This window comes from Paenibacillus sp. FSL H7-0357, assembly GCF_000758525.1.
Lineage (GTDB): Bacteria > Bacillota > Bacilli > Paenibacillales > Paenibacillaceae > Paenibacillus_AQ.
Window position 1 is genome coordinate 7,173,710 of the sequence record NZ_CP009241.1, and the last position, 21,582, is coordinate 7,195,291.

Sequence of the window (21,582 nt, forward strand, 5' to 3'; positions counted from 1 at the left end):
AGAGTCATTTACAGAACCCAATAGTCAGGAAAGGAGTTATACCTCTTTGTGAATGACAAAAACGCAAACAAAAAAGAACAGATTATCAAAACAGCCATGCAGCTATTCGCTGTAAAAGGCTCATCCTCCACCTCCATGCAGGAAATTGCTGAACTATGCGGAATCTCCAAGGGCAGCCTGTACCTGGTGTTCAAGTCCAAGGAAGAGCTGGAACGCAGCATTTACATATATTGCTTCCGCATGATTCGTGATCCCCTGCAGCGCGAGGAATTGGAGAGCCGGAGAAGCCCACGGGAGAAGCTGCGCAACCAGGTCGAGATCCTGCTTAATCATGTATACGAGCTTCGCGAGTTTTTGCAGCGTCAAATTCAGGAATTTGCCGGAAAAGACGTAATGGAAGTGCCGGAATGGCTGCGAAAGAGCAACGCTCCCCTGCTGACCTGGTTCCAGAATAAACTGGAAACCCTGTACGGGCCCGATATTCTGGCTTACACAGGAGACCTAAGCCTGCTTGGGAGCGGGATGATCCACTCCTATATCCGGGTTATTTTCAATCAAGGGTCACCTGTATCAATCGCACGTATGGCCGACCATCTAGTGGATCTGCTGGACATCGTCGTCTCGGGCCTGCTCGCTGATAAGCCTGATCCACTGATCTCCTCTGCCTACCTCACACAGTGGCTCGAGGAACATGGGGACACCCCGCGCAAAAGTCCGCTGCAGCTGATTAAAGAAATGAAGGTCTTGCTAAGCGCTACTCCCGCCGTAGATACGCAAAGTCTGGAAGAAGGGCTTGAATCTCTGGGGATTCTGGAAAGTGAGATTCTCATGCCACATCCACGTAAGGCAATTGTCCGGGGAATGCTGGCCAACCTGCAGAGCTACCCTGCACTGGACAAGGAACTGCAGGATTTGAATAAGCTGATTTCTCCTTACATGCAGAACACATGCGGTTTATATTAGCCCATAAGACCAAAGGAAGTGGAAACAGAGAGAGGAAGTCCGGATAGGCAGTACCAGTAAATTATAAATAGAGGCTTTCCATAGGAAAGTCCGAGAGGAGCAGAAACACTACTTATGAAAAGCTTAATTAATTTCTCGCTTAAGAACAAATTCGCGATATGGCTGCTAACCATTATTATCGTATTCGCCGGTTTGTACAGCGGCCTGACCATGAAGCAGGAAACCCTGCCTAATATCAGTATTCCTTATCTCAGTGTAACAACGATTTATCCAGGTGCGGCACCGGAGGGTGTTGTGAATGATGTCAGCAAGCCGCTGGAGCAGAAACTCCGCAATGTGGATGGCGTCAAGATGATCACTTCCACCTCGCTCGAGAATGCTTCCAACATCCAAATCGAGTTTGATTACGGTGCGAATCTGGATAATGCCACAGCTGCCGTTCGTGAAGCCCTGAACGATGTCGCTCTGCCGGATGATGCCCAGAAGCCGACCATTTCCCGCTTCAGCCTTAGCTCACTGCCGGTTATCTCGCTCAGTCTGTCCGATGACAAATCCGGGGATCTGGAAGAGCTGACCCGCATCGCGGAGAATGATATCCGTCCTGCCCTGGAGGATATCGAAGGTGTTGCTTCCGTGCAGATTTCCGGACAATACGTCAAGGAAGTCTCCCTGAAATTCAACCAGGACAAACTGAAGCAATACGGGCTGACAGAGGATACCATTAAAGGCCTCGTTCAAGCCTCCTCTCTGCGTGTTCCGCTGGGACTATTCGAAATGGAGAAATCACAAAAGGCCGTTGTTGTAGACGGCAATATTACCACAGTAGACGATCTTAAGAATTTGACAATTCCGCTTGTGCCTTCAGCTGCGGGCGCACAAGCAGGTGCTGGTGGTGCTGCTAGTGCCGGCGGTGGTGCTGTTGCCGGTGGTGCTGGTGCAGCCAGTACTGGTACTGCTGGTACTGGTGCCGCTGGAACAGGCGCGGGCGCAGGTGCTGCAGTACCAACAGGCCTGCCGACGGTGAAGCTGGGTGAGCTTGCCTCCATTGAGGTTATCGGCAAGTCCGAATCCATCTCCCGTACCAACGGCAAAGAATCTATCGGGATTCAAATTGTTAAGTCCAATGACGCCAACACCGTTGAAGTTGTAAACAGCGTTAAAGATACAACGAAAGAATTGAAGCAACAGTATAAATCTATGGATCTTACGGTTCTGCTCGACCAAGGCAAGCCGATTGAGGATTCCGTAAACACTATGCTGTCCAAGGCAGTCTTTGGCGCTTTGTTCGCCGTACTGATCATTCTGCTGTTCCTGCGGAATATCCGTTCAACTATCATCTCGATCATTTCTATTCCCTTGTCGCTGCTTATCGCTGTTCTATGCCTGCGTCAAATGGATATCACGCTCAACATGATGACGCTAGGCGCGATGACCGTCGCCATCGGGCGGGTTGTCGATGACTCGATTGTCGTCATTGAGAATATATACCGGCGTATGACGTTGTCGGGTGAGAAGCTGCGCGGCCGGGAGCTGATAAGCGCGGCTACAAGCGAAATGTTCGTGCCGATTATGTCTTCTACAATTGTAACGATCGCCGTATTCCTTCCGCTTGCTTTTGTCAGCGGCATGGTGGGCGAACTGTTCCTGCCGTTTGCACTGACCATGGTATTCTCCCTGCTCGCTTCTCTGGTTGTGGCGATTACACTTGTGCCGGCACTGGCGCATACGCTGTTCCGTAACGGACTGAAGAAAGGCAAGAAAAACCATGAAGAGAAACCGGGCAAAATGGCTCTGGGTTATCAGAAGATTCTGAACTGGTGCCTTTCCCATAAGCTGGTTACTTTCGGGGTTGCGGTTCTGTTGCTGGTTGGCAGCTTGTTCCTGATCAAACCAATCGGGGTAAGCTTCATGCCTTCACAGGAAGATAAGAGTGTCATCATGACCTATGCACCTAAAGCCGGACAAACCGCTGAAGATGTCCAGGAACAAGGACTGAAGGCTGAGAAGTACATTCTGGCCCAAGAGCATATCGACAACATGCAATATTCCATCGGTGGCGGTGGATTTATGGGAATGGGCTCCAGCAATTCAGGTCTCTTCTATATTACCTATGACAGTGATACTCCAGATTTCGACACAGTTAAGGAAAATCTGATTGAAGGGCTGACCAAAGAGGTGCCGGAAGGCGTGTGGGGCGATATGTCCGGCATGATGGGCGGAGGCCTTGGCGGCAATACGCTGACCGTGAATATTTTTGGCGACACCCTGGATCAGTTGAAACCGGTAGCCGATGAGATAGCAGGCATCGTGAATGCAGATACCGCTAATTTCAAGGATGGGGAAACCAGCCTTGCTGAAGGTTACGAACAATACACCGTGGTTGCCGATCAAGCGAAGCTAAGTTCGCTTGGCCTCACTGCCGGACAGATTGCCATGAAGCTGAGTCCGGTTAATGCCCGCCCTGTAATGACAGAGGTGGAAGTGGATGGCAAAAACTATAATGTCTATATTGAAGCCGACACTCATACGTACAGCAGTATTCAGGAAATGGAAGAGGCTACGCTAACCTCACCGCTGGGCTTTACAGTGCCGATCGGCGAAGTAGCGAAGATTGAGAACGGTACATCGCCGGACTCGATTACCCGCATTGACGGTAAAATGAGCGTTAATGTGACCGCTGAAATCATTGCTACCGATGTAAACAGCGCTTCAAATGACGTGAAGGAAAAGATCGAAGCCCTGGAGCTGCCTGACGGAGTTACCATCTCCTTCGGCGGCGTTACCGAACAAATCAATGAAACCTTCGGCCAGCTCGGACTTGCGATGGCGGCCGCTATTGCCATTGTATATTTTGTGCTTGTTGTTACTTTCGGCGGCGGTCTGGCACCGTTCGCGATCCTGTTCTCACTGCCATTCACTGTGATCGGAGCACTCGTCGCTCTGTTGCTGGCAGGAGAAACCCTGAACGTCTCTTCACTGATGGGGGCACTGATGCTGATCGGTATCGTCGTAACGAATGCGATCGTACTGATTGACCGGGTTATTCACAAGGAAAAAGAAGGAATGTCTACCCGTCAGGCACTGCTTGAAGCCGGAGGCACCCGCTTGCGTCCAATTCTAATGACGGCACTCGCCACGATCGGCGCTCTGCTGCCGCTGGTTACAGGACTTGAGAACAGTGCCGGCATTATCTCTAAAGGACTTGGTGTGACCGTTATTGGCGGTCTGATCAGCTCCACCCTGCTGACACTGGTCGTTGTACCTGTAGTCTATGAATTCCTGATGAAATTCCGCAGCAAAAAGGTTATTGAATAGAACTTAAGAACACTAACCAAAAGTTCATAAATAAGGCGCCTTTCCACAATTGGAAAGGCGCCTTTTGTTTGTGCTTAATATGAAAGTAAACATAGTCTATAGATAGCGGCCGGTTACCGTTACTTGGTCCAGGCTAAACCATGGCTGCCGCGCTGCTCTCCAGCGAAGACTTCCAGGCGCGCAGCATCTGCAGATCCTGCGGCAGAAATTCCTCCAGCATATGGCTGAGTCCCAGATATAAAGGACTGTCTGTAGCTGCATTCAGTCTTTCGCAGAATTGTGGTGTCCATCTCAGTAAGTGCTCTTCCAGGAAGTTCTCCTGGATTTCCAGCAATTCCATGGCACTTCTCACCGAGAAGCTGTTATACAGCATCCGTTCATGCAGCACGGCCATAAATTCCAGCTCAATAGCGATATGGTCATCGGCTTCGCCGCCGCATTTCTTGAACACTATCCCCGCCGAAGCGTACACATCGGAGAGCACGTTGCAGAATTCCTGCTCACGGCCCAACTGGGCAGCTTCACGCGGCAGTTCGTTCATCAGCCGCTTGTATTCGCGGTTCTCCTTCTCGCAGATCAGCGGAAGCTGGGCAGGCTCCTGGCTACACAGATAACGCTTCAGCTCTCTTCCGCCCTCCGTCATTTCCGCCGCTACGCTCATTTGGCGGTTGCGGCTCCACTGGGCAACCAGCGAAAGCGTTGGTTTTCTCCCGTAAAAATCAACTAAAATCTGATATATTAATCCCCGGCTCTCCAGCCAGCGGCTAAATGCCTCCGGCACGACAAGTGATGGAACTGTTGTTATCGTCATTTTGCAAATCCTCCCTACTTGGTTTGACCGGATGCTGCACCCGTTGTTATTACCACGTGCATGCCCCGGTATCATAGCTGTGAGCTGCGCAAAAGTGAACATAGAATAGAGATGAATCTTTCACACCTAAATTATATCGAAATTGTAAAGCGCTTTCAGTGAGCATTTTATGACCATTCCCCGTAATTGTCGTACTATTGTCAAATTTAGACTTTGCCGTTCCTCTTTTGTCCCCTATTATTTAGGTTGTCCTTTTTGCCTGCCGTACAGCAGTTACTCCCCCGCAGAGCGTACGGAGAGAGAGCTAACAACGTATAGCACCATTGACGGCAGCGAAAGCAATCTTTAAAATTTAAATAAGATACACCAATGAAGGGAGCAACGCTATGGAACCGCTGACGGACCCTTTTGGACGTTTACATGACTATATCCGCATTTCGGTTACAGACCGCTGCAACCTGCGCTGCATTTATTGTATGCCGGCGGAAGGAATGCAATTCCAACCGCAGGACGAGATTATGAGCTATGAAGAAATTACCGCTGTGGTGGAGGCGCTGGCGCCCCTGGGTCTGAGTAAAGTCCGGCTGACCGGGGGAGAACCGCTGGTCCGCAAGGATCTGGAGAAGCTTGTCTCCATGATTTCCGCCATACCGGGTATTAAAGATATATCATTAACCACGAATGGTCTCATGCTTCCGGCTAAAGCTGCCCTGCTAAAACAGGCAGGCTTGTCGCGGGTGAATATCAGCCTCGATTCGCTCAAACAGGAGCGCTTCGCGATGATTACCCGCGGCGGAGATGTCGCCAAGGTGCTGAAGGGAATAGAAGCCGCTGAAGCAGCGGGGCTCTCCCCGATCAAGCTGAATGTTGTGCTGATGAAAGGCATCAATGATGATGAAATTAAGGATTTCATCTCGCTGACCCTGCACAGCCCGCTGAATGTGCGGTTCATCGAATATATGCCGATCGGCAGCGCAAGCGATTCCTGGCGCCAGACTTATTTGCCGCTGGAGACGGTCGTAGAAGCCTGTACCGAAGCAGGCTGGGCAACCGAGGAAGCGGAGTTGCCCTCGGGCAACGGCCCTTCGCAGAACCGGCGGGTGGTCGGAGCGCAGGGAACCTTCGGGCTGATCCACCCGGTCAGCGAGCATTTCTGCGATAACTGCAACCGGCTGCGGCTCACTGCGGACGGTCATATCAAAGCCTGCCTGTATTGGGCGGATGAGTATAACGTACGGCCCCTGACCGCTGATCCGGCGGCGGTGCAAGCCCTGTTCCGCCAGGCGCTCGGCAACAAGCCGCATAACCATGAGATGGCGCTGGCGCTGGAGAAAAAGGCGCAGAGCCATACTCCGACGGTTCGCCGCATGTCGCAAATCGGCGGCTAGCCTTTATGATTGCAAGTCAAAACGGATACCCTGCAGGCAGCAGGGTATCCGTTTTTTCAGGAAAACAACTTACAGCAGCAGATTTGGAGCTAAAAGCTTACCCACAATTGAAAGCCCATATAGAGGGCAATTCCCCAGATCAGCACCGCCGAAGCCTTGTTCATCAGCCTGACCGCCTTGCCGGAGGAGTCGGCTTTCCCGAGCATTCTCCCTGCTGCCGCTAGTCCGATGAACCATACCCAGGATACCCCTGCGGCAGCTGCCGCGAACACCCAGCGTTCACTCCCGGCATATTGCAGTGCATTGGTGCCGATAACACCAACCGTGTCCATCAGAGCATGCGGATTCAGCAGGGATACCGACAAAGCATAACCCACCTGCCCTTTCAGCGATAGCCGTTTTGCTTCTCCTTTTGCCGGAGCGGCGGCCCATATTTTCCAGCCCATAAAACAAAGAAATAAGGTGCCCGCCCCCAAGACGACCGGCGTCAGCCAATCCAGTGAGAGCAGAACCAGCGACACCCCGCCGACAGCAGCAGCAATAAGCAGACTATCGCACAGGGCAGCCGTCAGAATAACGGGCAGGGCACCGCGAAACTGCGGATGCAGCGCCCCTTGGTTAAAGACGAATATATTTTGTACCCCCAGCGGTAAAATAAGCCCAAATGCCAATATTATTCCATGCACTATTGCTTCCGTCATCATCCGGCTCCTTCCAGCCTGCTGTCTATTTCAAATCAACGTATGGCAGCAGCATACACGTCCTTCGCTGCACTATTGATCCTACTCCCCCTAACGGTTCAGGTAACCCTCCAAGTCCAGAGGATACTACCCAACCAAATTAAGAAGCCCGGACGAAGCGTGGTATACTCCAAGTAACAAATCTCTTATTCCATCAGCATTTACACCCTATAAAAAGGAGCTAGTCCTTTGACGCGCCAACGCCGATCAGACCATCCACTTACAGCCTCACCCTCGGCAGTTCCCCCTGTCCAATCCGCTTCCCTTGATGATTCTGCAAGTTTAAGCGGCCATTGGAAGCCGGATCCCTCTTCACCGCTGCCCCTGCACAGACAAATCTCAGCCTATTTCATCGGCAAAATCTCCAGCGGCGCCTGGCCTCCCGGCATGCGGCTTATCCCGCAGCGCGAGCTATGCCGTCAGCTTGGCGTCAACCGCAGCACGGTTGTCACCGCGCTCGGGCAGCTCGCTGCACTCGGCTTGATCGAAGGCAGTCGGGGCGGAGGAACCCGGGTTACCGCTTCAAGCAGGGCTGGAGCCTCCGGGCCGGATGCAGCGGCCCGCTCCACTGGAGCTGCGGGCCAGTTTGGCGGCAACTGGAATGACTACGTGGAGGAAGGCATCCACTACCCTAACCTGCCTGCGGTACAAGCCATCAACAGGCTTGAATATGAAGCGGGGCTGATCCGTCTCGGCACCGGTGAGCCTGCGCCCGGGCTGCTGCCCGGCGAGTCGATGCGCCAGGTGCTGCTCGAGCTGGCACAGAACCCGCTTCCGCCGCTCTCTTACGAAGAGCCGCTTGGCAGCCTTAGTCTTCGCAGAGCGGTCAGCCAGGAGCTGTCGAAGAACGGAATAGCGGCCGATCCGTCTTCCATCCTCATTACCTCGGGCGCGCTGCAGGGTCTGCAGCTCATTGCGCTGGGCCTGCTTCCGCGGGGCTCGACGGTGCTGCTGGAGAAGCCCTCCTACCTGTATTCCATCCACGCCTTCCAGTCGGCGGGGGTGAAATTCAGCGGCCTGCCGATGGACAAAGATGGCCTCTTACCGGATCAGCTGGCAGCCGCAGCCATCCGTAGCAAGGCGGCCATGCTCTACACCATCCCTAGCTTCCATAATCCCACCGGAATTGTAATGGATGCGGGACGGCGGAACGCCTTAATGGACATTGCAGGCGGACTTGGACTGCCCATTCTCGAGGATGGGGCTTATCAGGATCTATGGCTGGATGATCGCCCGCCCAACCCCCTGAAAGCCCGGGACCGCGAGGGAAGAGTGCTCCACCTGGGCACGCTGTCGAAGGCGGCAAGCCCCGGCCTGCGCATCGGCTGGATTGTCGGCCCGGAGCCGGTAGTCCGCCGGCTGGCCGATATCAAGATGCAGACCGATTACGGCGCAAGCTCCCTGTCGCAGCTCGCCGCCGCGCGCTGGCTGGAAGGCGGTTATCATGAGCAGCATCTCATCCTGTTACGCGGAAAACTGCGGCGGCGGCGCGATTTCATGCTGCAGCTGCTTGATATCCATTTTGCGGGGCTGGCTTCCTGGAGCATTCCGGCCGGAGGTTTCTACATCTGGCTCTCCCTGAATGGAACTCTTTCGCTGCGCCGGCTCTTCAAGGCTGCACTACAGGCTGGAGTACTCCTGAATACAGGGGATCTGTATGACCGCAGCGACAGCAGACATCTCCGCCTGTCCTTCGCCTATGCCTCTGAGGATGAGATGGAGCACGGAATAGCAGCCTTGGCAAATATCATAATTAATCAAATGACATAAATTAATATTTGTCATTTGTCATCTACCGTGTTAAGCTGTACCTACCGAAGGGAGAATCCACCCGTGAACAAACCAAGCGCTTTTTTAAGCAAGACGGAAATATTGGACGCCGCTGAACAGACCTTGCGCAGGTTCGGCCCTGACAAAACCTCAGTGACCGATGTAGCCAAGCTGCTGGGCGTCAGCCATGGTACCTTGTACCGGCATTTTCCCAGCAAAGCGGCATTGCGGGAGGCTGTAACGGAAAGATGGCTGGACGAGTTGATTCTTGCCCCTCTGACAGAGATCGCGGCAGCTGCAGCAGCCGGAAATGCTCTGGAGCAGCTAAGGAAATATATCGCGAAGCTGATCGAGCTTAAACATCACTACGCCGAGCAGGACAGCGAAATGTTCAAGATGTATGCATCTGTTACGGAAGAAGCCTCCGAGCTCATTGACACTCATATTCAGCGGATTATCAGCCAGATGGGCAGTGTAATCGACAAAGGCATTCAGGAAGGCACGATTTCGCCAATCGCCGGTACGGAGATGATTGCCCGTTCACTTTTTTACGCGACGGCACGGTTCCACCATCCTTCCCATGCCTATGAATGGCATAGCGGGAGCATCGGACAGGAATTCGAACAGCTCTGGACAATACTTGCCAGAGGCCTCGCGGCTGTCACCAGTTAAACCCGGTATCTTATACAAAACTAAGTAAATGCTTCCGAAGCCAGTTTTGTCCGGAGCAAATTCTTATGATGTGATGCTAACAAAACTAAGTGAATGCTTCCGATGTCAGTTTTGTCCGAAGCAAATTCTTATGATGTGATGCTAACAAAACTTTGAGGAGGAACAATTCATGAATCAAAACCTGCAGGGTAAGGTAGCTATCATTACGGGGTCCTCTAGAGGGATCGGACGGAGCGTTGCGGAGAGATTGGCGGAGCAAGGGGCCGCTGTAATCATTAACTATTCCAGCAGTCCTAAACAAGCTGAGGCTGTGGTGCAGGGTATCCAGGAAAAAGGCGGAAAGGCAGCCGCCCTTCAGGCCGACATCAGCAAACCCGCGCAGATTGAGCAGTTGTTCAAGGATACCAAGGAGCTGTTCGGCAAGATTGATATCGTGGTCAACAACGCCGGAATCATGATAAACAGCCTCATCGGCGCAGCTACTGAGGAGGAATTCGACAAGCAGTTTGCCATCAATGTCAAAGGGACCTACTTCTCCTGCCAGCAGGCTTTCTTCCATCTGGAAGAGGGCGGCCGGGTCATTAATTTCTCCACCTCGGTCAATGGCCAAATGTTCCCGGCTTACAGCATCTATGCCGGAACGAAAGGTGCAGTAGAACAATTCACCCGCCAGCTCGCCAAGGAATTCGGGGCCAAAGGCATTACGATCAACGCAGTTGCGCCGGGGCCGGTTGCCACGGATTTATTCCTCGAAGGCAAATCCGAGGCACAGCTTGAAGGGCTGAAGAAAGCCAATGCTTTTGGCCGCCTGGGCCAGCCTGAGGATATTGCCGGAGCCGTCAGCTTCCTCGCTGGGGAAGAGTCCAAGTGGATTACCGGACAAACGCTGCGCGTAAACGGCGGATTTATTTAAGCCGCAATGGCAGGCTCACCGTACAAGCCGTCCCCTCACCGGGACGGCTTGTTACGTTTATCGTCCCGTTATGCAAATCTACGATTTTCTTCACCAGTGACAATCCCAGTCCGCTCCCGCCTCCGCTGGCGCTTCTCGCTTTATCGGCCTTGTAGAATCGTTCAAAGATGCGGGGCAGCTCCTCCTCGGCGATGCCTATGCCGCTGTCCCTGATTTCCACAATGGCTTGACCCTCTGCGTGATGCACGCGTATAGTGATATGCCCGCCCTCAGGGGTAAATTTGATACTGTTATGCAGCAGATTGGTCCATACCTGGCTCATCAGATCCTGCACAGCGTCCACCGAAACCTCCTCCAGCTCGGCTTCCAACTCGATCTCTTTATCCAGCCACTGCGGCTCCGAGGCCAGAATCATATCTTGCAGCTGTTTGTCCAGCCGGTATGACTTCACTTCAAACGGAAAGCTGCCCGCCTCCAATGCCGACAGCTTCAGCAGATTGTCGCTGAGCCCGGAGAGCCGGCTGCCCTCTGCTTCGATGATGTCCAGATAATGTCTCCGGTTGTCTGCACTAAGGCCCTCTTCCCGCAGCGCACGGGCGAATCCGCGAATCGAGGTCAGCGGCGACTGGATCTCATGTGAGACATTGGAGATGAAATCCTGGCGCATAATCTCCATCCGGCCCAGCTCGCTGGCCATTTCATTAATCCCCTCCACGATTCCGCCAAACTGCCCGTAACGCTTGCTGTTTTCCAGCTCCACCTTGAAATTGCCTTTGGAAATTTGCCGCATTGCTGTCAGGATGGGAATATAGAAAGCTCTCTCATCCCCCCTGGCATGTCCGATAAGAGCTACGCTACCGCCCACAACGAAAAGAATGAGAAACTGCAGCGCCATAACAAGCAGCCCCGATCCATAAGGGGACAGAGACCATTCAAAATGTCCCGACAGCAGCTTTACTCCGTAATATCCTCCATTCCAGGAAACATAGAGGGCAGCGATCAATATCCCCATTCCAAGGATCTCTCTCACAATCCTGCCAAGTCTTCTCATCCATTAACCACCTCCAGACGGTAGCCCAGCCCACGGACGGTACGGATATTGAAGCCATATTTTTCCCGGGGGAAACGTTCGCGCAGACGGCCCACATGCACATCCAGCGTCCGTTCATTGCCCCCAAAATCATAACCCCAGATTTCTTCAATCAGCCTGTCGCGCGTCAATGTCTGCCCGGGATAGCTTGCCAGCTTGAACAGCAGCTCGAATTCCTTCAGCGGCAGCGTGATTTCCCCAAACTCCGAGAAGGCTTCATAAGTCTTGCGGTTCATCCGCAAATTTCCGACGTTTACACTCTGTGCGGAGGAAATCTGGTACCGCTTCAGCAACGCTTTAACTCTGGCGATCAGCACCAGCGGTTCAAACGGCTTCACCAGATAATCGTCCGTACCCAGCTCGAATCCTTTAACAATTTGTGAGGTTTCCCCTTTGGCTGTCAACATCAGAATGGGAAAATCATAGCTTTCCCGCAGCGCGCGGCACAGCTCCCAGCCATCCATCTTGGGCATCATCACATCGATGATCGCCAGATCCACGCTGTTGTCCTCAAGCAGCCGCAGCGCCTCCACCCCATCGGAAGCGCCGTAGACCTCATCCATCCCCTCAGCTCTCAGAAACAGCTCCACCAATTCGCGGATGTGCGGATCGTCGTCCACTACCAGTATTTTGGCCATATTCTGCTGTAGCCTCCTCTTTGCCGCCCTCCAAAAGCTGCGGTGTGTTCATTTGCAGCTGCTGTTCCGCGAATTCCCGGTACAACTCGTGACTGCGCAGCAGCTCTTCGTGCGTTCCTTTGCCGGTGATCCGGCCTTTCTCTATAAAGATAATCTGATCCGCATTCACCACGGTTGCCAGTCTGTGGGCAATCACAATCGTGGTCCGGCCTTGCATAAGGTTCGATAACGCACTCTGCACCACTGCTTCGGATTGACTGTCGAGACTGGAGGTAGCTTCGTCCAGCATCAGAATCTTCGGATCACGCAGCAGCGCCCTCGCGATGGCAATCCGCTGGCGCTGTCCGCCGGACAGCTTCACGCCCCGTTCCCCCACATCCGTCTGATAGCCGTCAGGAAGCTCACGGATAAAGCCGTCGGCATAGGCCATGGCTGCAGCACGGCGCATCTCCTCCTCGCTGATCTTCCGGTCAAGCCCATAGCCGAGATTATCGGCAATCGTGCCGGAGAGCAGCGGGCTTTCCTGCGAGACATACCCGATCAGCTTGCGCCAGGAACGCAGGGAAAACACCGACACTGGCTTCCCGCCCAGCTTGATGACGCCATGCTGCGGTTCATAGAACCGTTCCAGCATTGAGAATAACGTCGTTTTGCCGCCTCCGCTTGGTCCGACAATCGCCGTAACCTGACCCGGCAGCATGGAGAAGCTGACCTTGTCCAGCACCTGCTCACCTGTTTTATAGCCAAAGCTTAAATCCTCTATTGCAATCGGTCCCTGCAATCCATCCGCTTCCTCTGCCCCTTCGTAAATCTCCTCTTGCGCAGCCAGTGTTTCAATGATCCGTTCCGAGGCACCTTTGGCCTTCTGCACCTGGGTGAAGAATTGGGTCAGCTGGGTGAGCGGCATCACGATCTGGATCAAATACAGAATAAAGGCTACCAATTCACCTGCAGTCAAGGCACCCGAGGACACCTGCATGCCGCCATAGCCGATAATGACGACCAGCAGCATCATGAACACAAACGAGACTAGCGGACTGATCATCGCACTGATTTTGCCCTCCCGGATGCCGAAGGACAGCAGATTCATAATTCCGGTCCGTCCGGCTTCATATTCCCTTTGCTCCGCGCCCGATGATTTCACCAGCCGGATTTCGGACAGCACACCGCTCAGTGTAGCGGTAAAGGACGCTGTTTCATCCTGAGTGCCCTTGGAGATTTTGTACATCTGCCGGCCCAGCGGCACCAGAATGAGTGCGGACAGCGGAAGCACCGTGAACAGCACCAGCGTCATTTTCCAGTTCAGATACAGCAGCACCGATATCGAACCGACGATGGAGATTACCCCGGTAAACAAGCTGGCTAAATGCTCGGAGATCAGCGTCTTGAGAATTCCGGTATCGTTCGTCATCCGGCTGACGCTTTCACCTGTGCGGTTATCATTGTAGTAGGCCACCGGCAGCACAAGAAATTTGCGCCACAGCCGGTCGCGCAGTCCCGCAACAATCTTCTGCCCTACGTAGTTCAGCAAATAAATGGAGACGCCTCCGGCAATCGTCTGGGCTACAAAAGCTCCGGCAATTCCCGCAATCTGCAGCTTGCTGATGGAGGCCAGCGAGAAGCCGTCCACCAGATTCTTGGTGAACATAGGAATGACCAGGCCCACCAGCGTCGATATCATACTAAGCCCTACCGCCAGAGCAAGCAGCCCGTAGGAGGGTTTCGTCTCATGCAGCAGCTTCAGAAACGGCTTCAAGGCCGCTCCCTGCTTCCGTGAAGATTTGGATTTATTCATAGAACTTCCTCTTTTCTGACGGATAGATCTCGGAGCTGTCCCGCTCCTGTCCGTCTTCCTCTCCACATTAACGCCGCTTTGTAAACTGAAGTTAAACGAAGGAAAAATTAGTGCTCTCAGCAAGGACCCTTGAACTGTGGCAGCAGCTTGACAGCAGCCAAATAATCATCCGTTGTATTCATATTGTACAAAGGGGAGGGCGCCGGCTGGCTAGGCGTAAAGCCGGATTCTGGAACATATAGAACGTCCAGCTTCTCCAGGCACTCCATGACTTTGAACCTTCCACCGCTCAGCGCTGCTTCCAGCGCCGGAAGTGTCCGCTTATGGTACAGCCCTAGCAGGGGCTGCGTCCGGCCGGAGGCGGACACCGGAACAGCGGCAGACGCGCCGAAACCGGCTCTATGACTCACTGTCTCGGGATACGCTGCCGCATGGCAGCTGAGTATGTACTGCAGAAATAACGCCGAAGCAAACGGCAGATCGCAAGCCGCCACCAGATTCCATTCCGTTGATGAATGGCTGAGCGCCGCATGAAGACCGGCCAGAGGGCCGCAGCCTTGATAATGGTCCGTAATCTGGGGAAGCTGCAAGAAGTCGTACTCCCTGCGCTCCCGGGGACCGCAGGCAATGACCGTACTTTCGGCGAGCTTGGCCAACTCGTCCGCCAGCCGGGCAATCACAGGTTCTCCGGCAAGTGTAAGCAGCGCTTTATCGCTGCCCATCCGCCTCGAAGCCCCCCCTGTCAGAATAATTCCCGTGTATTGTGTCATTTTTTCCTCCCGCTGAAATCTCCTGTTCTCTATGGGTATCGTATCAAACTTTACAGCGCGAAAACAGCAAGGCTGGCGTGTTATCACTTCAAATATTCTTTGCTGCAGGAAAGAAATGAAATTTATTACGCGGGCGAACTTTTTCAAAATTCGAAAAAATATAGACACTGGTTGATTTTGCGGAGGTCTGTGCTAGACTCTAAATTCAAGGCCTCCTAAGCGCCGGTTCCGGCAGCTGCCTAAGGATAAGCGAGGCTCATTCCATAAATGTTCACGTAAACATTGTGGAGATCTTATCTGCAAAAAGGAGTTATTCCATGAAACGTTACCTCGTAGACAGGCCGATCCAATCGAAGCTGTTAATCTGCTTTTTGCCCATTTTGGTCTTATCCGTCGTGCTGACCGGATTCTTCTCTTATCTTTCGTCCAGTCGGCAATTAAAAGAAAACGCTTTCTACGCCCTCGCCGACACCACTCATCAGACAGCCCTGTTCATGAACGACAAATTTCTCACAATCTTCGAACAGCTGGTGCGCCTGGAGGATAATGATGCCCTGCAGAGCATCCTTTCGGGAGAAGGCCAGGAGGCCGACCAGAACCGGTATGACGATCTCATTAAGCTGCACGACCAGCTTGACGATGTGTACCATTCCTATTTCCAGATGATCGATTCCATCTTCGTCGCGTTCAATAACGGAAGATCCTTCAACCTGCAGCAGGAATATGTCCCCCGGCAGGTCCATATTGATCTGAACGATTGGCTCAGACGCTATAATACCTCGCAGAAAGGCTACTATTGGCTGAACAGCCATAAGGATACGATCTTTGAGACGGTGGAGCAGCGGAGAGTTATGAGCAGCTTCAAAATGATCGGCACCGAACATTCCCCCGCCAGCGGCATTGTCCTTATTAATTTACGTGAAAGCTATTTTCTCGAGATTATGGAGAATGTAAAGATCAGTCCGGGCGGGACACTGATGCTGATCAGCCCGGAAGGCGAGCTGTACTCCAAGACCTTGGATGCCGAATATGAACTCAGCAGGGAAACCATTAACGCACTAAGAAACGGATCACAGGACAGCGGCAGCCTGACAGCCGACAGCAAGGCGGGCCGGAAAATGGCCATTGCCTACAATACCCTGCCGCTCAATCATTGGGTGCTTGCAGCGGTTGTGCCGGAGAAGGATATTCTGGAGGGAGCAACCCGCATTAAATACATCTCCCTGGTTCTGATCTTGTTTATCCTAATTGTGTTCATCGTGGCTGCCGCGGTTGTCGCCCGCAACCTCAGCAACCCGCTCCGCTACCTGTCCAAGCAGGTCAAACGCTTCGAGCGGGGAGACCTCGGCGTCAGCTTTGAGCTGGACCAGCATAATGAAATTGGCGTGTTGGCCCGCGGGCTCTCCGGCCTGGTGGCTTCGGTAGCCCAGCTGCTCGAGACAGTACGCAGTGAGCAGGAGAAGAAACGCCAGATCGAGCTGCAGGCTATGCAGGCCCAGATCCAGCCCCATTTTCTCTACAACACGCTAAGCTCCATCAAACATCTCATTGATATGAATGAGCGGCAGCGCGCTTCCACCATGGTCAGTGCATTGACCTCCTATTTCCGGATCAGCATCAGCAAAGGCCGTGAGATTATTCCGGTCCGTGAGGAGATGGAGCATGTGCGCAGCTATCTGATGATACTCAACATCCGGTACAGCCAGGAATTTGACTTCGAGATTAAAGTCGAAGACGAGCTGCTTGAGCTTCCCATTCTCAAGCTTACGCTGCAGCCGCTGGTGGAGAATGCCATTTACCATGGAATCAAAAACAAGCACGGTCATGGCTTCCTCTCCATTTCCGGCCGCCGTGAGGGGGATTATGCTGTCTTTGAAGTGTATGACAACGGGCACGGGATCAGCCGGGACAAGCTCTCACAGCTCCGCGCCTCGCTGGAATCAGAGACGGTAGGACATGAAGCGATTACCTACGGGCTGTGGAACGCCCACCGCAGGATTGTCCTGCATTTCGGCAGCCGCTATGGATTAAGGCTCGACAGCGAAGAGGGCCTGTACACACAGGTAACGGTGTACCTCCCTTATACAGGCGATACGAAAGGAGAACGATTATAATGCTGAAACTGCTGATTGTGGATGATGATAAATGGATCCGGGAAGGCATACGGGCCAATGTGAAATGGAGTACTGAGGACATCGAGGTGACCGGAACCGCCGCGAACGGGGAAGAGGGCTGGCTGCTTGTTCAGCAGCTCCGTCCGGATATCCTGCTGACCGATATTCAGATGCCCCTGCTGGACGGGCTCCAGCTGGCGGAGATGGTGAACAGGGCGTATCCGCTGACCCGGATTATTTTCCTGACCGGCTATGATGATTTCTCCTATGCCAAGAAAGCTCTCCACCTGCAGGCTTCCGACTACATTCTGAAATACGAGGACAATGATACCATCCTGAAGTCCGTGGCTGCGGCCGGGCGCAGTCTGCTGCAGGAGCTGCGGGAATCTGAGAAGGCTCAAAAAAGCCAAACCCTGATTGAAAACAAGTTCTTCTCCGATCTGCTGTCCGGTGTTCCCAGCATCGACTGGGCACGCCGCGAAATGGATCTCCTCGGCATCCGCTGGGAGGGGAACTACTTCCGGGTCGCGGTGATCCAGCCCGAAGATCTGCGGCGCTTCTCCCGGCCCGGCATTGAGGAGAACGCCGAGCTGCTGCTGTTCTCCATCCGCAATATAGGCGTTGAACAGTTCAGCGGCCGGGCTCCAAAGCCTTTTTTCGTCCATTACAATCACAGAATCAATATTCTCTTTAACCTGGAGAACCCGGGCGAGGCGGATCAACCGGACGGTTCCTTTGCCCAATTGCTGGAGGAGATGAGGAATACGATTGAGGCCTGTCTTAAAATTCCGGTTAGCATCGGTGTAGGCAGCGTGTGCGAAGGTTTCGCCCAGATCCCCTACTCCTACAATAAAGCCCTGACGGCTGCGCATATGAAGGATGTTGCCGGCGAACCCGGCCTGTTCTTCTGTGATGAAATGCGCCATTCACAGCATTCGCACCACATGCTGCTGAAGCAAATGGAGCAGTATATTATCAAACATTACGCTGATGAGAAGCTGAGTCTCGCGGCAATTGCCGGTGAAGTTCATATCTCACCATCGTACGTAAGTACTCTCTTCAAAAAATACAGAGAGATCAACGTAATCGAATATATCGCCGGCATCCGGATGGAAAAGGCGGCGGAGCTGCTGAAGCAGACAGATTACAAATCCTATGAAATTAGCGAAAAGGTAGGCTACCCTAATCCTCAATACTTCAGCGTGCTGTTCAAAAAGCACTTCGGCATGTCCCCTTCGGACTACCGTAAGGCTCAGCAGGGTTAAGCCGGCAGCCGCTAACTTATACGCAAACTGTTAAAGAAAACAAACAACCTTTGAAATATATCTTATTCAGCTGATCCGTTATCTGAATTACGATTGTTTTGGAGGTGCAGTTATGGATATTACGCGACAAACCGGGGGCAAGCTTGCCTTATCCAAACCGGGAAAAAGAAAACGCATCAAAGGGGACGGGTGGCTTCCCTATTTGCTTATCGCCCCCACAGTCCTGCTCATTGCGGGCATCCTGATCTTTCCGATATTCCGGGTATTCGACCTGAGTGTTCAAAGCTACGATTTCACCCGCCTGCAGGAAGCAGGCTATATCGGACTGGAGAATTTCCGCCATATCTTCACGGAAGACGATTTGTTCTACACCACACTGGTCACTACGCTGAAATGGGTGTTTTCCGAGGTGGCCCTTCAGCTGGTCTTCGGGCTGATTGTTGCCCTGCTGCTGAACCAGTCCTTCCGGCTGCGCGGCCTGGTCCGCTCGCTGGTGCTGGTTCCCTGGGCCGTATCCGGTGTGCTAACGACCATGCTGTGGTCGCTCATGTTCAACCAGCATATCGGGATCATCAACGATATCCTGATGAAGCTTGGCATCATTGATGAAGCCATCGCCTGGCTGGCTAATCCGAGCACTGTGTTCGGCTCCGTAGTCTTCGCCGAGCTGTGGCGGGGTATTCCGTTCTTTGCGATCACCCTGCTCGCCGCGCTGCAGACCATTCCACACGAAGTGTACGAATCCTGCGAGGTGGACGGTGCCGGGCCCCTGAAGAAGCTGTTTCATATCACTCTTCCATATCTGAAGGAGAGCATTATTTTCGCCACCCTGCTCAGAGCCATCTGGGAATTCAACTCCATCGACATGATCTTTACGATGACGAACGGCGGCCCGATGGATATGACGACAACGCTGCCGATTTATATGATGAAGACCTCGATCCTTGAGGGCAACTACGGATACGGCTCGGCGCTTGGCGTCGTCACCTTCCTGTTCCTGATGCTCTTTGTCATTCTGTACCTGAGACTCAACCGGGGAGGAATGCAGGATGAATAAGACTACCGGCCGCAAAATAGGCAGCAGGCTGCTCTTTTACATTCCGCTGGCCTTAACGCTGATCTTTGTACTCGTTCCTTTTCTATGGGCTATCTCCACCTCTTTAAAAAAAGAAACGGACATTATGAGCTCGACAATTCAATATCTTCCGTCTCCGCTGACCTTCGAGAATTATATCAATGTGTGGAACGATAATAATTTCTCGCAATATTTCCTCAACAGTGTGCTGGTCTCCATCCTGTCGGTGATCGTCATTACACTGCTGTCGGTGATGAACGGTTATGCGATGAGCCGGTTCAAGTTCAAGGGAAAAAGCGCCTTTATGCTGATCCTGCTGGCTACACAGATGATGCCCGTCATCCTGTTTGTAATTCCGCTGTTCCTGATTTTCAAGAACCTCGGGCTAATCAACACGCCTTACTCGCTAGTCCTGTTCTATATCGTGCTGCAGGTCCCGTTCAATACGATATTGATGCGCGGCTTCATCGCCTCCACTCCGAAGGAGATTGACGAAGCGGCCATGGTCGACGGTGCGGGAAGATTCCGCATTATCTTCGCCATTATTGCGCCGATCGTGCTTCCGGGCATCGTGGCAACCAGCGCCTTCGCATTCATCGGCGTCTGGAATGAATTCCTGGTCGCGTTCTCGTTTATCACAACGCCGGACCGCTTCACAATTCCTATCGGGCTGAAATTTATGATCGGCGAATTCAGTGTGCAGTATGCCTCACTGGCAGCGGGAAGCATTATCGGGCTGATCCCTCCTGTGCTGCTGTTCATGTACATCCAGCGTTATTTGGTGGAAGGCCTCGGCGGTGCCGTCAAGGGCTGAATCCGGCTCCAGTCATTAAGGACGGGGCCGGAAAGGCTTTTCCCGGAAACGTCCTTAATATATACAACAATATAACTTTCAGGGAGGTCTAAAGATTTATGAAGACAAGAAAATTACGGAGTTCCGTATTGGTGGGCGCCTCGCTTCTGCTGGCATTGACCGGCTGCGGCTCGAACAAGGCAACGAACTCCGCCTCATCAGGCGAAGCCAGCAAGAACGGGGATAAGGCTAAGCAGACAACCATCAGCTTCTGGGCAGCTGCGGTGACTACGGAGCGCAACGCTTTTTTCGAGAAGATCATCAAGCAGTTTGAGGAAGAGAACCCGGATATTAAGGTGGATTATCTCGGGGTTCCCGGTGATTTGTCCGCTTACGAGCAAAAGGTAAATGTCGCGATCTCCGCAGAACAGGCACCGGATATCATGAATGATTTCAAGGCCGACCTGCTCGCCAGAGATGTGCTGGAGCCCCTCGATGCCTATTATGACAGCTGGGCCGACAAGGATCTGATTTCCGCTGAGCTGATTGCCAGTAACCGTAAGCTGGATACCAAAGAAGGAAAATTGTATGCGCTACCATACAGCTCCCAGACCTGGAATCTCTGGCTGCGCCCTGACTGGTTCAAAGAAGCCGGCCTTGCGCTCCCCGATACCTGGGATCAATTCTTCGAGGATGTTGCCAAGCTTACCGATAAATCCAAAGACCGCTACGGGCTCAGTATCCGCGGTGGTGCCGGAAGTGCCAATACGCTGGAAATGCTGATGTACTCCTACTCCGGAATTGCTGATTATTTTACGCCTGAAGGAAAAGCAACGATCAATGATCCCCTTCACGCAGAGTTTCTGGAGAAATATTTAGGCGCCTATAATGTCTATACTCCAGAGGATGATCTCAACAAGGGCTGGAGCGAGCTCGCCGCCACCTTCCAATCGGACAAAGCGGCTGTTGTTGTGCATAACCTCGGCTCGGCAAGCTCCCATGAGAAAGCATTCAACGGAGACTATACCAAGTTTGAAGCCGTTCCGTTTCCGAAGGGTGTCAACGGCTATCGTGAACATCCCGGCCTCATGCCGCTGGGTCTGACCATGACCAAAACCGCCGAAAACAAAGACGCGGTATGGAAATTCATGACCTTCTATCTGTCTCATGACATCAACAGCCAGTACGCCAAGCTTTATGGTGAAATCCCTGCCAATCAGGAGGCGGCGGCCGATGCCTGGATTCAGGACATTCCTTATATGAAATCCGCTTCGGAGCTGCTGAATTCAGCCGATACGCATTTTGCCGGCACTCCGTATTATTTACCGGGCTACAGCAATATCCAGAAAAAGATCGAGCCTATGATTCAAAAGGTGATGGCCAAAAAAATGACCGGAACAGAAATGCTGGACGAATGGGCTAAACTGCTTGAGGCAGAGAAACAGTCCTATGATCAGACTCAAAAATAAT

17 protein-coding genes are annotated in these 21,582 nt (G+C 52.8%); 11 read left to right on the forward strand and 6 right to left on the reverse strand.

Annotation, left to right across the window (positions count from 1 at the left end):
* Positions 1 to 48 precede the first annotated feature (48 nt).
* On the forward strand, positions 49 to 963 hold the full coding sequence (locus H70357_RS31715; RefSeq protein ID WP_052092356.1) for a TetR/AcrR family transcriptional regulator: 915 nt from the start codon (positions 49 to 51) through the stop codon (positions 961 to 963).
* Between the two features lie 114 nt (positions 964 to 1,077).
* Positions 1,078 to 4,278, forward strand: coding sequence for an efflux RND transporter permease subunit (locus H70357_RS31720; protein ID WP_038597468.1), 3,201 nt, complete (start codon positions 1,078 to 1,080; stop codon positions 4,276 to 4,278).
* Between the two features lie 133 nt (positions 4,279 to 4,411).
* Here H70357_RS31720 and H70357_RS31725 read toward each other — a convergent pair whose 3' ends face one another.
* Positions 4,412 to 5,089: a TorD/DmsD family molecular chaperone gene (locus tag H70357_RS31725; protein WP_038597471.1), complete on the reverse strand. Its 678-nt coding sequence runs from the start codon at positions 5,087 to 5,089 to the stop codon at positions 4,412 to 4,414.
* Between the two features lie 386 nt (positions 5,090 to 5,475).
* Between H70357_RS31725 and moaA the strand changes: the two genes are divergently transcribed.
* On the forward strand, positions 5,476 to 6,477 hold the full coding sequence (gene moaA, locus H70357_RS31730) for a GTP 3',8-cyclase MoaA (protein WP_038597474.1): 1,002 nt from the start codon (positions 5,476 to 5,478) through the stop codon (positions 6,475 to 6,477).
* A gap of 89 nt (positions 6,478 to 6,566) precedes the next feature.
* Here the strand turns inward: moaA and H70357_RS31735 are convergent, their stop codons facing one another.
* The gene (locus tag H70357_RS31735) at positions 6,567 to 7,178 is read right to left on the reverse strand and encodes a LysE/ArgO family amino acid transporter (RefSeq protein WP_038597477.1); all 612 of its coding nucleotides are present in this window, start codon (positions 7,176 to 7,178) and stop codon (positions 6,567 to 6,569) included.
* Positions 7,179 to 7,406: 228 nt separating this feature from the next.
* Here H70357_RS31735 and H70357_RS31740 point away from each other — a divergent pair, with 228 nt between their 5' ends.
* From H70357_RS31740 to H70357_RS31750, 3 genes are all read left to right on the forward strand, one after another.
* Positions 7,407 to 8,987 carry an aminotransferase-like domain-containing protein gene (locus H70357_RS31740; protein WP_081966022.1) on the forward strand — a complete coding sequence of 527 codons (1,581 nt, stop codon included), beginning with the start codon at positions 7,407 to 7,409 and terminating at the stop codon, positions 8,985 to 8,987.
* A 63-nt stretch (positions 8,988 to 9,050) separates the two neighbouring features.
* Positions 9,051 to 9,659: a TetR/AcrR family transcriptional regulator gene (locus H70357_RS31745; RefSeq protein ID WP_038597480.1), complete on the forward strand. Its 609-nt coding sequence runs from the start codon at positions 9,051 to 9,053 to the stop codon at positions 9,657 to 9,659.
* Positions 9,660 to 9,828: 169 nt separating this feature from the next.
* Positions 9,829 to 10,572 carry an SDR family oxidoreductase gene (locus tag H70357_RS31750; protein WP_038597483.1) on the forward strand — a complete coding sequence of 248 codons (744 nt, stop codon included), beginning with the start codon at positions 9,829 to 9,831 and terminating at the stop codon, positions 10,570 to 10,572.
* On the opposite strand, the gene H70357_RS31755 is transcribed toward H70357_RS31750, so the two are convergent.
* The 4 genes from H70357_RS31755 to mobA all read right to left on the reverse strand — a co-directional run bounded on the left by H70357_RS31755 (position 10,565) and on the right by mobA (position 14,865).
* Positions 10,565 to 11,623: a sensor histidine kinase gene (locus H70357_RS31755; RefSeq protein ID WP_038597486.1), complete on the reverse strand. Its 1,059-nt coding sequence runs from the start codon at positions 11,621 to 11,623 to the stop codon at positions 10,565 to 10,567. The genes H70357_RS31750 and H70357_RS31755 overlap by 8 nt on opposite strands.
* Positions 11,620 to 12,300, reverse strand: coding sequence for a response regulator transcription factor (locus H70357_RS31760; protein ID WP_038597489.1), 681 nt, complete (start codon positions 12,298 to 12,300; stop codon positions 11,620 to 11,622). The genes H70357_RS31755 and H70357_RS31760 overlap by 4 nt, the downstream gene beginning before the upstream one ends.
* Positions 12,230 to 14,095 (reverse strand): ABC transporter ATP-binding protein, encoded by a 1,866-nt coding sequence (locus H70357_RS31765; protein WP_038597492.1) that lies wholly within the window; start codon positions 14,093 to 14,095, stop codon positions 12,230 to 12,232. Before H70357_RS31765 ends, H70357_RS31760 begins: the two co-directional genes overlap by 71 nt.
* A 116-nt stretch (positions 14,096 to 14,211) precedes the next feature.
* Complete coding sequence (mobA, locus tag H70357_RS31770) at positions 14,212 to 14,865, reverse strand: molybdenum cofactor guanylyltransferase (RefSeq protein WP_052092357.1); 654 nt, start codon at positions 14,863 to 14,865, stop codon at positions 14,212 to 14,214.
* A gap of 317 nt (positions 14,866 to 15,182) precedes the next feature.
* Here mobA and H70357_RS31775 point away from each other — a divergent pair, with 317 nt between their 5' ends.
* From H70357_RS31775 to H70357_RS31795, 5 genes are all read left to right on the forward strand, one after another.
* The gene (locus tag H70357_RS31775) at positions 15,183 to 16,979 is read left to right on the forward strand and encodes a sensor histidine kinase (protein WP_038597495.1); all 1,797 of its coding nucleotides are present in this window, start codon (positions 15,183 to 15,185) and stop codon (positions 16,977 to 16,979) included.
* On the forward strand, positions 16,979 to 18,244 hold the full coding sequence (locus H70357_RS31780; protein ID WP_038597498.1) for a response regulator: 1,266 nt from the start codon (positions 16,979 to 16,981) through the stop codon (positions 18,242 to 18,244). Before H70357_RS31775 ends, H70357_RS31780 begins: the two co-directional genes overlap by 1 nt.
* Positions 18,245 to 18,356: 112 nt before the next feature.
* Positions 18,357 to 19,301, forward strand: a complete 945-nt coding sequence (locus tag H70357_RS31785; RefSeq protein WP_052092358.1) for a carbohydrate ABC transporter permease — start codon at positions 18,357 to 18,359, stop codon at positions 19,299 to 19,301.
* Positions 19,294 to 20,133, forward strand: coding sequence for a carbohydrate ABC transporter permease (locus tag H70357_RS31790; RefSeq protein ID WP_038597501.1), 840 nt, complete (start codon positions 19,294 to 19,296; stop codon positions 20,131 to 20,133). The genes H70357_RS31785 and H70357_RS31790 overlap by 8 nt, the downstream gene beginning before the upstream one ends.
* 98 nt (positions 20,134 to 20,231) lie before the next feature.
* Positions 20,232 to 21,581: an ABC transporter substrate-binding protein gene (locus H70357_RS31795; protein ID WP_038597504.1), complete on the forward strand. Its 1,350-nt coding sequence runs from the start codon at positions 20,232 to 20,234 to the stop codon at positions 21,579 to 21,581.
* Position 21,582: the final 1 nt, after the last annotated feature.